Annotated in this window: 13 protein-coding genes; 8 read left to right on the top strand and 5 right to left on the bottom strand. The window is 55.5% G+C overall.

Annotated features, from left to right (window positions below; all coding sequences use genetic code 11):
- Positions 1-11 precede the first annotated feature (11 nt).
- A complete protein-coding gene (locus AC1Z3F_RS07805) occupies positions 12-473 on the bottom strand; it encodes a tRNA (cytidine(34)-2'-O)-methyltransferase (RefSeq protein WP_131088600.1) in 462 nt (153 codons plus the stop codon).
- A 44-nt stretch (positions 474-517) separates the two neighbouring features.
- Complete coding sequence (locus AC1Z3F_RS07800; RefSeq protein WP_444613768.1) at positions 518-1,417, bottom strand: J domain-containing protein; 900 nt, start codon at positions 1,415-1,417, stop codon at positions 518-520.
- Between the two features lie 114 nt (positions 1,418-1,531).
- Between AC1Z3F_RS07800 and AC1Z3F_RS07795 the strand changes: the two genes are divergently transcribed.
- On the top strand, positions 1,532-2,434 hold the full coding sequence (locus tag AC1Z3F_RS07795; RefSeq protein ID WP_483566911.1) for a diacylglycerol/lipid kinase family protein: 903 nt from the start codon (positions 1,532-1,534) through the stop codon (positions 2,432-2,434).
- Here the strand turns inward: AC1Z3F_RS07795 and AC1Z3F_RS07790 are convergent.
- Both AC1Z3F_RS07790 and folP read right to left on the bottom strand, forming a co-directional pair.
- The gene (locus AC1Z3F_RS07790; RefSeq protein ID WP_444613766.1) at positions 2,418-3,161 is read right to left on the bottom strand and encodes a pyrimidine reductase family protein; all 744 of its coding nucleotides are present in this window, start codon (positions 3,159-3,161) and stop codon (positions 2,418-2,420) included. The genes AC1Z3F_RS07795 and AC1Z3F_RS07790 overlap by 17 nt on opposite strands.
- A gap of 14 nt (positions 3,162-3,175) precedes the next feature.
- Positions 3,176-4,102, bottom strand: coding sequence for a dihydropteroate synthase (gene folP, locus AC1Z3F_RS07785; protein ID WP_131088596.1), 927 nt, complete (start codon positions 4,100-4,102; stop codon positions 3,176-3,178).
- 113 nt (positions 4,103-4,215) lie between these two features.
- Here folP and AC1Z3F_RS07780 point away from each other — a divergent pair, with 113 nt between their 5' ends.
- The 3 genes from AC1Z3F_RS07780 to mnmA are packed head-to-tail and all read left to right on the top strand — an operon-like array spanning position 4,216 to position 7,423.
- Positions 4,216-5,034, top strand: a complete 819-nt coding sequence (locus tag AC1Z3F_RS07780) for a hypothetical protein (protein WP_483566910.1) — start codon at positions 4,216-4,218, stop codon at positions 5,032-5,034.
- Positions 5,035-5,054: 20 nt separating this feature from the next.
- Positions 5,055-6,290 (top strand): cysteine desulfurase family protein, encoded by a 1,236-nt coding sequence (locus tag AC1Z3F_RS07775; protein ID WP_483566909.1) that lies wholly within the window; start codon positions 5,055-5,057, stop codon positions 6,288-6,290.
- Positions 6,287-7,423 (top strand): tRNA 2-thiouridine(34) synthase MnmA, encoded by a 1,137-nt coding sequence (gene mnmA, locus AC1Z3F_RS07770; protein WP_131088593.1) that lies wholly within the window; start codon positions 6,287-6,289, stop codon positions 7,421-7,423. Before AC1Z3F_RS07775 ends, mnmA begins: the two co-directional genes overlap by 4 nt.
- Positions 7,424-7,532: 109 nt before the next feature.
- Here the strand turns inward: mnmA and AC1Z3F_RS07765 are convergent, their stop codons facing one another.
- A complete protein-coding gene (locus tag AC1Z3F_RS07765) occupies positions 7,533-7,892 on the bottom strand; it encodes a hypothetical protein (RefSeq protein WP_131088592.1) in 360 nt (119 codons plus the stop codon).
- Between the two features lie 227 nt (positions 7,893-8,119).
- Between AC1Z3F_RS07765 and AC1Z3F_RS07760 the strand changes: the two genes are divergently transcribed.
- The 4 genes from AC1Z3F_RS07760 to AC1Z3F_RS07745 all read left to right on the top strand — a co-directional run bounded on the left by AC1Z3F_RS07760 (position 8,120) and on the right by AC1Z3F_RS07745 (position 13,662).
- Positions 8,120-9,748 carry an ABC transporter substrate-binding protein gene (locus AC1Z3F_RS07760; RefSeq protein WP_483566908.1) on the top strand — a complete coding sequence of 543 codons (1,629 nt, stop codon included), beginning with the start codon at positions 8,120-8,122 and terminating at the stop codon, positions 9,746-9,748.
- Between the two features lie 142 nt (positions 9,749-9,890).
- Complete coding sequence (locus AC1Z3F_RS07755; protein ID WP_131088590.1) at positions 9,891-10,979, top strand: ABC transporter permease; 1,089 nt, start codon at positions 9,891-9,893, stop codon at positions 10,977-10,979.
- Between the two features lie 2 nt (positions 10,980-10,981).
- On the top strand, positions 10,982-11,968 hold the full coding sequence (locus AC1Z3F_RS07750) for an ABC transporter permease (protein ID WP_131088589.1): 987 nt from the start codon (positions 10,982-10,984) through the stop codon (positions 11,966-11,968).
- A complete protein-coding gene (locus AC1Z3F_RS07745; protein ID WP_483566907.1) occupies positions 11,965-13,662 on the top strand; it encodes an ABC transporter ATP-binding protein in 1,698 nt (565 codons plus the stop codon). Before AC1Z3F_RS07750 ends, AC1Z3F_RS07745 begins: the two co-directional genes overlap by 4 nt.
- The last annotated feature ends 23 nt before the right edge of the window (positions 13,663-13,685 follow it).

The following is a 13,685-nucleotide window of genomic DNA, read 5'->3' as shown; positions in this document are numbered from 1 at the left end:
AGACTGGTAGTTTATGCGCCGGCGAAGCCGTGCTGACGCCAGGCTTCATAGACAGCAATCGACGCGGTGTTAGCCAGATTAAGCGAACGACGTCCGGACAGCATGGGAAGGCTGACCAGATCGGTAACCCGTGGGTGCTTCTTATCTTCGGCGCTCAGTCCTTCCGACTCCTTGCCGAAAAGCAGGATGTCACCTGGCTCGTAGCTCACCTCGGTGTACACGGTTTTTGCCTCGGAGGTAAACGCAAAGACACGCCCCTCGCCTAGAGCTTCGAAGGCAGCATCGAGGTTCTCATGCACGGTGACGTTAGCCATGTCATGGTAATCCAAACCCGCACGACGCAGATTTGCGTCCTCGAAATTGAACCCTAGGGGCTTCACCAAGTGCAGTTCGGCACCAGTGATAGCGGATAGGCGAATGGCATTACCGGAATTACCCGGGATCTCTGGGGCGTTGAATACGATACGAAACACATAACCAGTTTAAGCGTTCTTCGCACGCTATTGCGCCATTGAGGTTAGTACATCGCCTCACGCAGGTGTGCCAAGGCCAAACGGTCCACAACATTTGGTGTTGGACCTGATCCCAAGAAGAGTTTTAGCTCGCGGATGAGTGCTGCAGCATTGAGCACATTCGGGGTGGTAGCCAGCGTTGGATCAGCGTTGCGGTGGTATTCGATGACCGGTTCATGGCGGTTCCCATTGGGGGAGAGCACCAAAGTAAAGGGCACCACATTCATCTGCATAAAACTTCGTTGAAGCGACGAGATTGAGAATTGTGGCGGTTGCGTCATCTTGTTTCCATGGCGCAAAACGCTGCCATCAAACGAGTAGTAGCCCTCGGGCAGGGTCATCGTGTTAATGACGGCCATGCGGTATCCGGCAAGAATCACGTGGTCATACTGCCCGCCATGTGGGGAATTTAGGCCATTTACTAAGCGGGCGGCCGGGAGCACATTGAGTACGTTCTTATTGAGTAGATTGATCGTATTGGCCTCACGTACGAGTCGTGAGCGGTTAGCGAACAATCCACGTTTGCGTGGTTCACCGTGGATTCTTTGCTCTGAGAGTGTGCGGCTTAGCCAGGTGAATGATTCATCCGACAGCTCGGGGACGTAGTGTGTTGAGAGCTGTGCTTTGGGCTGCTGCGGTGTTGTACGAAGTCGTTCATCGTACGGGCGAGCGGTAAAGCCGGCGCGTGGTGCCTCGCCGGGTTTCTGGAAAGTCTGGTCGTGGCTAATCGGATTGTTGTACTCAGAGATATCCTGAAAAGCCTGCTGGACCTGTCTGAACTTCTCTTCACTGCCGCCAAGGTCGGGGTGGGTTGCACGCGCAGCCCGACGATAAGCTACTTTGATTTCTTCCAGGCTGGCCGAAGGAGCAACACCAAGGATTTCATACGGGCTCGGTATGCTCATGGTCCAGTGGGATCCTTTCGACGGCAACGGCCTCTTGCCGCTGCATCTCATTTTAGCTAATTGATTCTGACAAGTACTTGGGTTGTGTTGACTGCCTCAGTAATCTTTATGTACATGGCCCCCAATGACGCCCCAAGCATTGTCCGCATCGTCTTTCACCCGTCAACGGGCAATGGCAGAGCGCTGGCGCGTGCGCGCAAGGGCGCCGCGGCCTTGAAGCAAAGAGGCATTGGCTATGAGCTCGTGGACACTAGCTTCGCAGAACACGCAGAACTTCCGGCGCTGACCGACGCCCACAAGGCGTTGATCATTGTTGGGGGAGACGGGCTAATTCATCGAATGATCCCTCAAGCGCTTGGTTCAACTGTGCCGGTCGGAATCATCCCCGCTGGCAGTGGCAATGATTTGTGGCGCATGACCGGACACCGCGACTTTGAAGACTCGTTAGACAAGGTGATTTCATATTGTTCCTCTGGTACCGAAACTACGGGCGTTGATGTACTGGAACTTCAATTTGAAGTGGCTACCGATCCGCAGCCCAAGTACGCGCTGGGGGCGGTTTCATGGGGAGCCGAAGCCAAGATCAATGCTGCGGCAAATGCCTTGCCGCGCCAGCTCGGATCCTTCAGATACATTCTTGGAATTGCCTTGAGCCTCCCCAGACTTAAAGGGTTCCACACCGTAGTTCAGTCAGGACCATATCGATATGAGGGGTCCGCACTGGCAGCGAGCATCGCCAATATTCGTTCACTGGGCGGTGGCATTAGGCTCTTTCCAACCGCTGACTTCAGCGATGGCCAATTGGAATTGGCCATGGTCCGCGGCTTAAAATTGATTCCCGTTCTACCGCTGATTCCCAAGATCATTCTTGGTGCTAAGCATTCGCGGAAGGTGAGCAGGCAACTAACGGAAGCCCACATTCAGACGCGCGAGGATAGCTACGCAGACGGGGAATACGTTGGTACAGGAAACTTTCGAGTACGCGTGATCCCTGCGGCCATCAAGCTGATTTGTTGATCCGATAGTCGCTGAACAGCATGTTCTCTTCCTCAAAGAGGGAGTGCAACGAGAACTGCTGAAAGGTTTCCTTGTCGTGGGCGGTGATGCGTTTGCCTTCGCCAGCCACCAGAACAGGGGAGTAGCTCACGCAGGCCGAATCAACGGCGCCGGCTGTAGCAAACTGACCGAAAATATGAGGCCCGCCCTCGCAGTGGATGAATCCCAGATCATGTTGATCAAGGTAGGCAACAATCTCGGCGGCGTCGCAACCACCGTCGCGCTGTGCGACCTGGATCAGCTCAACGTCCTCTCCGAAGGACTGACGCAGTTCGGCGGTGACGTCAACCGTGGTGAATACCATGACCGGTACTGGAGACTGGGTAAAGATGGGGGCGTCAGGATCCAAATTTAGGCCTGTTGAGATAATTGCCAATGCTGGGTGTGCGCGCAGCCCGTGAGAAGTTCTCCATTGGCTGTCTTGAGCAGAGACCAATGCTCCTTCGTAGCCTTCGGCACGAACAGTCCCGGAGCCCACCACTATGACATCGGCCAACCGACGTATTAGGGCAAAAATTCGATGGTCACCCTCTGAACCCAACGCTGCCGAGAGCCCATCAACCTGGGCGCTTCCGTCGATGCTGCTCACAAAGTTGAAGCGCACAAAGGGGCGTTGCTCGCTGTTGTAGCGTTCCAGAAGCTGTTCGTCGCTGATGTTTGTGATTGATTCAGGTAGCAAGGCTCGCATCGGTTGAACTCCTTCTAGTTGCTTTGACTGCGTTCCGGATGAGCGGGAGGATTTACGTCCCCCATATTATGAATTTGATACGCAGGTTCTCGCCAGCCGTGGGTGGCTTCTATCATGCGAACCATTTGTACCGACTCTGCGATGTTGTGCATACGTAAGATGCGCGCTCCGTTCATGGCGCAGATCGTCGCTGCGACCATGGAGCCGAGGGTGCGCTCCGATTTAGGCAGGTCCAACGTCTCTCCGATGAAGTCCTTATTCGATACAGCGGCCAAGGCAGGGTATCCCAAGTTGGCGAACTCTTCGAAGCGTTCGGTGAGCTCTAAAGTGTGTGCGGTGTTCTTGTTCAGATCGTGGCCCGGATCCACGATGATCTTGGACGGTGAAATACCGGCATCGAGAGCCACCTGAACCTTTTGACTCAGATACTCGCGCACTTCAGCCACTACATCGGTGTAGGTAGGGCGTGGGTAAATCGTTCGCGGTTTGGCCAACGAATGAGTAATCACCAGATGTACGTCGTTTTTCGCAACAACCTGCGCGAGCTCGGGATACGCCAAGCCGGTCGTATCGTTGATGACGTCGGCGCCGGCTTCGATGGCTGCCTGGGCCACTTTAGGTTGGAACGTGTCGGCGGAGATGATTACGTCGCTGGCTTCGCGCACCGCCTTGATCACCGGAACGATGCGTTCAGCTTCTTCTTCCCACGCTAGTTCTGGACCGGGAGAGAAAGGGACTCCGCCGATATCAACCCAGTCCGCACCGGCTTGTACGGCTTGAAGCGCCGCGTTCACTGCCTGATCCAAAACGAAGGTGGAACCTGCATCATAGAAAGAATCCGGGGTGCGGTTGATCACTGCCATGACGGCAATTTGACGGGAGAAATCGATGGTTTTCCGCGAAAACTCATGCACCGGAACCAACAGGTCAGGCTTGAACATCGATAACTTCTCCCTTGCAGTAAACGGTTGGTGCCAACAGGTCCTGACTCATTCATACCATTGAGCACCCGGGCAAGGCAGAATTCGGTGTCAGACCTCGCTAGGCTAAAGACATGCAGTTTTCACATATCCCAGCAGAACGTGGCCAGTGGGTAGCTTCTGCCTGCGCATCGGCCGACCCAACCACAGTGGTCGCCCAAGTTCCCGTAGGTTACGAACGTTACGTTCGGATCTTGCACCCAGCCCTGGACGAAGATGATCAATTGGTCAGCTGGGCCACTGCAGCGCATAGTCGTAATCACATCATTACCGCTGCGGATCTGTTTGAAACCGTGGCGGGTTTGGACGCGCAAGGAAACCCCACCGCTGAAGACTCATGGGTGGATACGGACTTGCCTCTGGATCAACTTCCCGAAGGTCAGTGGCAGTCACTGGTTAAGACCTTGACCGGTACTGACGCGGCAGACCAGCGATACGTTGCCGGTCTGTGGGCAGGCTACGCCTTCATCGAGGGTGGGGAGCGAATCCAAATTGATCAGGAACCCGACCCTCAGCTCAGTGAAGAAGAAAATCAGCAAGCCTTTGAGGCGGCACTGGCGCTGGCCCAGCAACCAGCCTTCGGCGCAGAAGTGCTGGAATCCGCACCATTGGAATTGGGTGGCGGCTACCGGAACTACCACCTGTTTGAAGTGGATAAAGAGTTCTTGGCCCGCCCAGTGTGGGCGCGGACCTCCGACGGTGAGCAGACTCAACGCCCGGCGTTGACCTTTGCCACTGATCACCGGTGGATGCTGTCCACCGAACCATTTGATGACTGCACCATTCTTGGTGGCCCCGCAGATTTGATCGAAGCGGTGCTGGCAAACCCTGATTTGGAAACCATTGAGGTCGGCCAATTCACACGGATTGGGCATTCAAACGAGGCTGACTAAAGCCGTACCATTAAAGAGCTATGAATACTTCCGCCGTTTACCTGGATCATGCGGCAACTACTGATCTAAATCCGGCAGCCTTGGCTGCCATCACCGAACAATACTCGCGTACTGGCAACCCTTCGTCACTGCATGGGGCAGGCCGTAGCGCCAACCGTGTAGTTGATGAATCACGCCAAGCGGTCGCGACTGCTGCCGGCGCTCACCCCAGTGAGCTCATTTTTACTTCAGGCGGCACCGAATCAGACAACCTTGCCATCAAGGGACTGTTTTGGAATCGTGTGGCAAAAAACGATCAAGCGCGCACAATTGCCTTGACCGGTATTGAGCACCACGCAGTACTTGATACTGCAATGTGGTTAGAAGAGCACGACAACGCAACGCTGCTCTGGCTGCCGGTAGACCACGACGGGGTTATTGATCTTGAAGCGGCGGCTGCACTATTTGCTGAACACCATGAACACATCGCTGTAGCGACATTGATGTGGGCCAATAACGAAGTGGGTACCGTACAGCCGGTGGCGGCCTTTGCCGCCCTGGCTGCTCAGTACGGCATTCCGGTTCACTCAGATGCGGTACAGGCATTCGGCGCAGTTCAAGTGGAGTTCGCCAAGTCAAACCTAGCGACCATGGCCATTAGTGCGCACAAGATTGGTGGGCCGGTAGGCATCGGTGGGCTGATGGTACGTCGCGACATTGTTCTCACCCCGGTACAGCACGGCGGTGGTCATGAACGAAAGCTTCGTTCCGGGACGTTGAATGCGGCCAGCGCCGCAGGATTTGCCGCAGCGGCCAACGCCGTGCGTGCACAGCTTGGTGACGAAGCCCAACGATTGAGTCAATTGCGCGAATACGCGGTACAGCGCATTACGCAGTTGATTCCTGAGGCACAGTTCAACGGACCACGTGATGCGGCCAACGAGGGCACCCGGTTGCCTGGAAATCTGCATTTCACTTTCCCTGAATGTGAGGGAGATTCATTGCTCTTCCTCTTGGACATGGTGGGTATCGCTTCGTCGACCGGCTCGGCATGTACCGCTGGCGTTCCACAGCCTTCTCATGTTTTGCTGGCTATGGGACGAGATGCGCGCAGCGCTCGCAGTGTGCAACGCTTCACATTGGGGCATACATCCACGCGCGCAGACGTTGACGCATTAATAGAAGCTTTGCCAGAAGCGTATGCAAAGGCAAAGAAGGCTGGCATGGCAGCCGATGAAAGCAGCATCCACACGGCAGGAACAGGGTTTACACGATGAAGGTACTAGCAGCGATGTCCGGAGGCGTGGACTCGGCGGTTGCCGCAGCTCGCGCAGTTGAAGCCGGCCATGATGTCGTCGGTGTCCACCTAGCCCTCTCACGCATGCCAGGAACCCTGCGTACCGGTTCGCGCGGTTGCTGCACGGTGGAAGACTCTAACGACGCATGGCGTGCCTGCGACAAGCTGGGGATCCCGTTCTACGTGTGGGACTTCTCCGACAGGTTCGCCGAAGACGTGGTTCAGGACTTCGTTGACGAATACGAGGCAGGGCGCACCCCAAACCCTTGTATGCGTTGCAACGAGAAGATCAAGTTTGCTGCCCTGCTTGAAAAAGCACTAGCTCTAGGCTTTGACGCAGTATGCACCGGTCACTACGCCAAGGTATTGCGTGATGACAACGGTGCACCAGAACTACACCGTGCCGCCGATTGGGCTAAGGATCAGTCCTACGTACTGGGTGTGCTGACTCATGAACAACTTGAGCACTGCATGTTCCCACTGGCAGAAACTCCATCTAAAGCTGAAGTACGTGCCGAGGCAGCTGCTCGCGGACTGACCGTGGCTAATAAGCCAGATAGCTACGACATCTGCTTCATTCCTGATGGCGACACCCGCGGATGGCTTGCTGAGCGAATCGAAATGAAGCCCGGCGAAATTGTTGACCATGAGGGCAATGCCCTGGGTGAGCACGAAGGCGCACAGGCGTTCACTGTGGGTCAGCGCAAGGGTCTGCGCTTGGGCCGTCCGGCAGCCGATGGTAAGCCGCGCTTTGTGCTCGAAATCCGTCCGAAGGAAAACAAAGTTATCGTCGGTCCTGAAGCATTGCTGGCGGTAGATCAGCTGCGCGGAATCAGGATCTCTTGGGCAGGTGTTCCGATCGCTGAGGTCTTCACCGGCGAAAAGTTTGACTGCATGGTTCAGGTGCGTGCCCACGGCGACCCAGTCGAGGCAGTAGCGCATATGGAGCGTTCCGCCGAAGGACGCGACGAGCTCGTAGTCAACTTGCCTGAGGGCATGCGTGGCGTGGCACCGGGCCAGACCATGGTCGTTTACCAGGGCAGTCGAGTGTTAGGCCAGGCGACCCTTGATTCGGCCCGTTCCAGTGCGTGGGATTCTGAAAAGGTCAACTAGTTCAAAGACAAAATCCTCGCCTTCCAGATGCAAAAATCTGAGAGGGCGAGGATTTTTTTACCCAAAAACAACTAGCTACCCAATTGGCGGCTAGTAGTTCATTCTGTGCTTAGCCTTCGTCAACAATGCCAAACATGTGGGCGGAAATGTCTTGGTACTCCACGCGAGTCTTACCGGCTTCTAGTTTGGGAAGCTGAGCTGGGGAGTGGATGTGGCAATGGACAAAGTCAAAGGTAGGCCACCACTTTTTGGGGCGCTCGTATTCACTGAATCCACATACTGCGCAGACCAGATGGATCCACACCGGACGCTTGCCGGTGCGGTTTTCGCGCGATTGAGCCAGCCACGCCGGTGGATTGGTGTTCAACTCTCGGAATTCCGCTTCGGTCATCCGCGACGGAACTCCATGGCGCTTGGCCATCTCTACAGGGATATCTAACGCGATTGCCGCGTCTCTACGAGTCATCATTGACATCTAGCTTATGTCACCAAAGATTTCTGGTGGGAAGAATTTTTTCTAGGAGCATCAAACCGTGCAAAACGCCGTGGTCTCAAGCACATATTGATCCGTTGCCAGACGCAAATCTGGCCGGTAACCGTAGGTTTTGTTCGTATTTGGTGCGGTGCATCACTTAGGATATGTGAAACATGTGTTAATCATCACCGCACATGCGTGTACCTAGAAAAGGACCTTTCATGACTCGCACAAAGAACGGACTGCGACTCGCAGCAGCCGTTGTGGGTATTTCTGCCCTAGCTCTGACCGGTTGCACCTCAGCCGCAGAAGACAGCAACTCCGGTGACTCGGGCAAGACTAGCGCCCCCATCACTCTAGGAACCACCGATAAAGTGACCTCCCTGGATCCAGCAGCATCTTATGACAGCGGTTCGTTCATGGTCATGAACCAGATTTTCCCGTTCCTGTTGAATTCCGAGCCTGGCAGCCCAGATCCATCCAACTCCCTGGCTGAGTCGGCAGAATTCACCACTTCTACCGAGTACACGGTCAAGCTCAAGACTGGTTTGAAGTGGGCCAACGGACACGACCTGGATTCCAAGGACGTAAAGTTCAGCTTCGATCGCCAGCTCAAGATCGCAGATCCAAACGGACCATCCTCGCTACTGGGCAACGTTGACTCCATTACGGCACCTGACGCCAGCACTGTGGTCTTCAAGCTCAAGGTTGCTAATGACCAGACATTCCCACAGGTTTTGACTTCACCGGCTGGACCGATTATTGATGACGAAGTCTTCCCAGCCGACAAGGTTCTGGATGACCAGAAGATCGTTGAAGGCAAGGCCTTCGGTGGCCAGTACGTGATTGATTCGTACAACAAGAACAACCTGATCTCCTTCAGCGCCAATGATTCCTACGCAGGTGTCTTGGGCAAGCCAGCCAACGACAAGGCTGCGATCAAGTACTACGCGGATGCCAATAACCTGAAGCTCGAAGTTCAGCAGGGCAAGATTGACGTCGCATGGCGTTCACTGACCCCAACTGACATCGAAGACCTCGGCAAGGACGAGAAGCTGACCGTTCATAAGGGTCCAGGTGGCGAACTGCGCTACATCGTCTTCAACTTCGACACCATGCCATATGGTGCCAAGACCAGTGACGCCGATGAGAAGAAGTCTTTGGCTGTGCGCCAGGCCGCTGCTCACCTGGTAGACCGTGAAGCCATTGCAAAAAACGTCTACAAGAACACCTTCACCCCTGCGTATTCATATGTTCCGCAGGGATTCACCGGAGCTGCCGAGCCGCTGAAGGATCTGTACGGCACCGACGGCAAGCCAGATGCAGCCAAGGCTAAGAAGGTTCTTGAAGACGCAGGGGTCAAGACTCCAGTCAAGCTTGCCTTGCAGTACAACCCAGATCACTACGGTCCAAACTCCGGTGATGAATACGCATTGGTTGAAAAGCAGCTTGAAGCCGACGGTCTGTTTGACGTTGATTTGAAGTCCACCGAATGGGTGACCTACCAGAAGCAGCGCGTCACCGACTACCCTGCCTACCAGCTGGGTTGGATGCCGGATTACTCGGATGCCGATAACTACCTGTCGCCGTTCTTCGCCAAGGACAACTTCCTGTCGAACAACTACGACAACCCAGAGGTCGACAAGTTGATTTCAGATCAGCGTGGCATGACCGATGCGGCTAAGCGCACCGAAGCAATTGAGAAGTTGCAGACCATGGTGGCTGAAGACCTGTCGACACTGCCACTGTTGCAGGGTTCCCAGGTTGCCATTGCTGGCAAGGACGTCAAGGACGTGGACAAGACTTTGGATGCCTCATTCAAGTTCCGTCTAGGCGTACTGAGCAAGTAATTTAGCTCTGCTCAAAAACATCAAATCGAAGGGGATCTGACGTGTGCGTGAGTACCAGCGCAGGTTAGATCCCCTTGGCATGTTCCCAGATAACACCCAGTACTGGGCTCATGCCACGCATCCTGAACCATAAGGACTGACGATGACTATCACGTCACCACCCGGGCAAGAAGTTAGCCCGATAGCAGCACCTAAAGCCAAGAGCCAGGGCGGCGGATTCCTCCGTTACCTGATCACCCGATTCTTGCTGATTATTCCCACTGTTTTCATCCTCATCACAGTGGTCTTTTTCCTCATGCGCGTGACCGGAGATCCGATCACTGCAGCTATGGGTGGACGCTTGACCCCAGACCAGCTGGCCGCCAGAATCCATGAAGCCGGTTACGACCGACCAATGCTGATTCAGTACTTTGAGTACCTCGGGCAGATCTTCACCGGCGACTTGGGTCGTACGTTGAGCGATAACCGCGCCGTCACCGAAGTACTGACCACCTACGGGGCAGCGACCCTGGAGCTGGCCATCAACGCAGTGATTGTAGCCCTGCTTGTTGGTATCCCACTGGGACTAGTTGCGGCTAAATTCCGCGACCGCTACCCAGATGCCATCTTGCGCATCCTAGCGATTCTTGGCTACGCAACCCCTGTGTTCTTTGCAGGTCTGATCCTCAAACTTGTATTTGGTGTGTGGCTGGGCTGGTTGCCAATTAGCGGACGCGCCGACTGGGAAACCGAACTAACCCTCACCGGTTTGCAGAGCCCGTCAGGCATTTACTGGCTAGATGCCCTGCGCAGCGGAAATATGGAAGCGTTCTGGAACGTCGCCATGCACGCGTTGCTTCCTGCCCTGGCATTGGGTCTGCTCACTGGCGGCGTGTTCTTGCGCCTGGTACGCACCAACGCCATCGGAACCTTGGGACGTGAGTACGTTGAAGCTGGACGTTCCCGCGGTGTTAGCGAATTCCGTCTGACCACCAAGCACGCCTACCGCCCAGCACTGATTCCGATTATCACCGTGATGGGCCTGCAAATTGCCATGCTCCTCGGTGGCGCGGTACTGACCGAAACCACCTTTGAATGGTCCGGCCTGGGCTTCAAGCTCGCCGAATACCTCACCGCCCGTGACTTCGTGGCAGTGCAGGGCATCGTGGTGCTACTGGCCATAATCGTTGCCGTGACCAACTTTATTGTTGACGTTGTGGCTGCATTGATCGACCCGAGAGTCAGGTACTAAACATGACTACACCAACTTTGCCTAGCTCCGCCGGCTCACGGTTCAAATCATTACCGGTCATTTCACACCTGCGTATGTCCTCTGGACTTCAACGTGGCATGCTCGTGGCTGGTCTTGTACTGTGCGCAGTATTCATTCTCAGCGCGCTCTTGGCTCCACTGCTGGCACCATTTGGCTTTGCCCAGTCCTCAGATGCATCTGGTGACTTCCCACGCCAAGCTGCCCCGGACGCAAAGTTCCTTTGGGGGACCACTTCCACTGGGTACGACGTCTTCTCACGCACCCTGTTCGGTGCACAAACTGCAATCTGGGTCATCCTGGCCGCAGTAGTCATGTCTTTGTTCATCGGCGTACTGCTGGGACTTATTTCCGGCTACCTCGGTGGCTGGTTTGATCGCATCATGGTGGTCCTTGCAGACGCTATCTACGCGTTCCCCTCACTGCTGCTGGCCATCGTGATGTCCATTGTGATTTCGCAAGGGCAATCCTCGCTCTTTGGCGGCATTATGGCAGCAGCAATATCCATTACTGTCGTATTCATTCCTCAGTACTTCCGTGTGGTCCGAGCCGAAGTGATGCGTCTGAAGGCAGAACCATTTGTGGAATCCGCACAGGTTATTGGCGCAAGCCCATGGCGGGTGATGTTTACCCACCTACTGCGTAACGCCACCCGTACCCTGCCATTGATCTTCACTCTGAACGCTACCGAAGCACTGCTGACCCTCGCCGGGTTGGGCTTCTTGGGCTTTGGTATCGAACCGACCGCCGCCTCCGAGTGGGGCTATGACCTGAACCGCGCGATGTCCGATGCGACCAGTGGTATTTGGTGGACTGGAATGTTCCCAGGCCTGGCCATCGTACTCACCGTGATGGGCCTGACCTTGGTTGGTGAATCCATGAATGATCTCAACGATCCGCGTTTGCGGCGCTTCAGCCGTAAAAAGGCAAAGCGAATTACCCAGTCCGCACAGGCAGGAGCAAGCAAGTGAAACACAGTTCTGCAGCTTCGCCGTCGAGTAATGACGCCGAGAACGTACTGAGCATTCAGGGCCTGAACATTGACTTTGTCACCGACGCAGGAGCAGTTCCAGCCGTGCGCGGCGTGGACCTGCACGTCAAGGCAGGGGAGATCCTGGCTATTGTGGGCGAGTCCGGTTCAGGCAAGTCCGTGACCGCTCGCACCGCGCTGGGAATCATGGCCGAAAACGGTGCAGCCCGTGGCGCGGTGTACCTGAACGGAAAGAACATGCTCACCCTTGGTGGGCATGAGCTACGTGCAGTGCGCGGACGCGACGTCGCGATGGTCTTCCAGGAACCTTCCACGGCACTGAACCCGGTGTACACCGTGGGTTGGCAGATCATGGAGGGGATTCGTACCCACAACAAGATTTCCAAGAAGGAAGCCAAGACGCGCGCGATTGAAGCGATGGCTCAGGTGGGTATTCCGGATCCAGAGCAGCGCGTGAATTACTACCCGCACCAATTCTCCGGTGGTCAAAAACAACGTGTGGTCATTGCAGCGGCACTGGCGCTAAAGCCAAAACTGATTGTCGCCGATGAGCCAACCACAGCGTTGGACGTTACGGTACAGGCCGAGATTCTCTCCTTATTGCGAGACTTGCGCGAAGAACTGGGTACCGCCATTGTCATCATCACGCACAATATGGGCGTGGTAGCTGACATCGCTGACCGAGTTGTGGTGATGAACCAGGGAAAGATTGTCGAACAAGCTCCGGCCCTGGAGCTGTTTGAACGCCCACAAGAGGACTACACCAAAGCACTGTTGGCTGCTGTGCCTCACCTAGGCAGAGACAGCGCTTCGGCTGCGCTGACCCAGCGTCCGCACCAGGACGCGCCAGTCATTGTTGAAGCTCAAGGGCTAGGGGTGCATTTCCCGGGTCGCTTTGGCTCACCAGGTTTCACCGCGGTCAAAGATGTTGACCTGAAAATTCACGCAGGCGAGGTTTATGGCCTTGTGGGTGAATCCGGATCTGGCAAAACCACCATCGGTCGAAGCATTGCAGGTCTGAATCGAATCAGCTCGGGTTCCCTGAAGGTGCTGGGCTATGAGATGGCATCGTTCAAGGAACGTAGCTTCAAACCCTTGCGCGAGCAGATCGGGTTTGTCTTCCAGGATCCTGCCGCCAGCTTCAATCCGCATCTGACCATCGGAGAATGTGTAGCCGAGCCGCTGGCTGTGCACCGCGAGCTGAATCCTTCCCAAAGTAGGAGCAAGGTCAACGAACTGCTTGAAGCGGTACAGCTTCCCGCAGGTTTTGCCCAGCGCTACCCGCATGAGCTTTCTGGAGGTCAGCGTCAGCGTGCCTCCTTGGCTCGCGCCTTGGCCTTGGATCCAAAGCTTCTGATTGCTGATGAGCCAACCAGCGCGTTGGACGTGTCAGTGCAGGCCAAGGTTCTTGAACTCTTTAGGGAACTGCAATCGGAGCTCGGCTTTGCTGCGCTGTTTGTGTCGCATGACTTGGCAGTGGTAGATCAGCTGGCTACCTGGGTGGGCGTACTTTACCGCGGTAGCTTGATTGAGGAAGGTCTTGGCTCCAAGGTCTTGGCGCAACCTCAGCACGCATACACACAGCGGTTGATTGCTTCACTTCCTGTGCCAGACCCACGTGAACAGGCCCAACGCCGAGCGCTGATTGAGGAACTAAACCAAGCCTCCAAGTAGCCCGGCAGTTTTGCCCATGCCCC

Source organism: Glutamicibacter sp. MOO4, assembly GCF_056934395.1.
This window is presented reverse-complemented; position numbering and strand designations above follow the sequence as displayed.

Excerpts from the sequence above, each read along its gene's own strand:
- AC1Z3F_RS07800 (WP_444613768.1), bottom strand. The coding sequence starts at position 1,417 with ATGAGCATACCGAGCCCGTATGAAATCCTTGGTGTTGCTCCTTCGGCC.
- AC1Z3F_RS07795 (WP_483566911.1), top strand. The coding sequence starts at position 1,532 with ATGGCCCCCAATGACGCCCCAAGCATTGTCCGCATCGTCTTTCACCCG.
- AC1Z3F_RS07790 (WP_444613766.1), bottom strand. The coding sequence starts at position 3,161 with ATGCGAGCCTTGCTACCTGAATCAATCACAAACATCAGCGACGAACAG.
- folP (WP_131088596.1), bottom strand. The coding sequence starts at position 4,102 with ATGTTCAAGCCTGACCTGTTGGTTCCGGTGCATGAGTTTTCGCGGAAA.
- AC1Z3F_RS07780 (WP_483566910.1), top strand. The coding sequence starts at position 4,216 with ATGCAGTTTTCACATATCCCAGCAGAACGTGGCCAGTGGGTAGCTTCT.
- AC1Z3F_RS07775 (WP_483566909.1), top strand. The coding sequence starts at position 5,055 with ATGAATACTTCCGCCGTTTACCTGGATCATGCGGCAACTACTGATCTA.
- mnmA (WP_131088593.1), top strand. The coding sequence starts at position 6,287 with ATGAAGGTACTAGCAGCGATGTCCGGAGGCGTGGACTCGGCGGTTGCC.
- AC1Z3F_RS07765 (WP_131088592.1), bottom strand. The coding sequence starts at position 7,892 with ATGATGACTCGTAGAGACGCGGCAATCGCGTTAGATATCCCTGTAGAG.
- AC1Z3F_RS07760 (WP_483566908.1), top strand. The coding sequence starts at position 8,120 with ATGACTCGCACAAAGAACGGACTGCGACTCGCAGCAGCCGTTGTGGGT.
- AC1Z3F_RS07755 (WP_131088590.1), top strand. The coding sequence starts at position 9,891 with ATGACTATCACGTCACCACCCGGGCAAGAAGTTAGCCCGATAGCAGCA.
- AC1Z3F_RS07750 (WP_131088589.1), top strand. The coding sequence starts at position 10,982 with ATGACTACACCAACTTTGCCTAGCTCCGCCGGCTCACGGTTCAAATCA.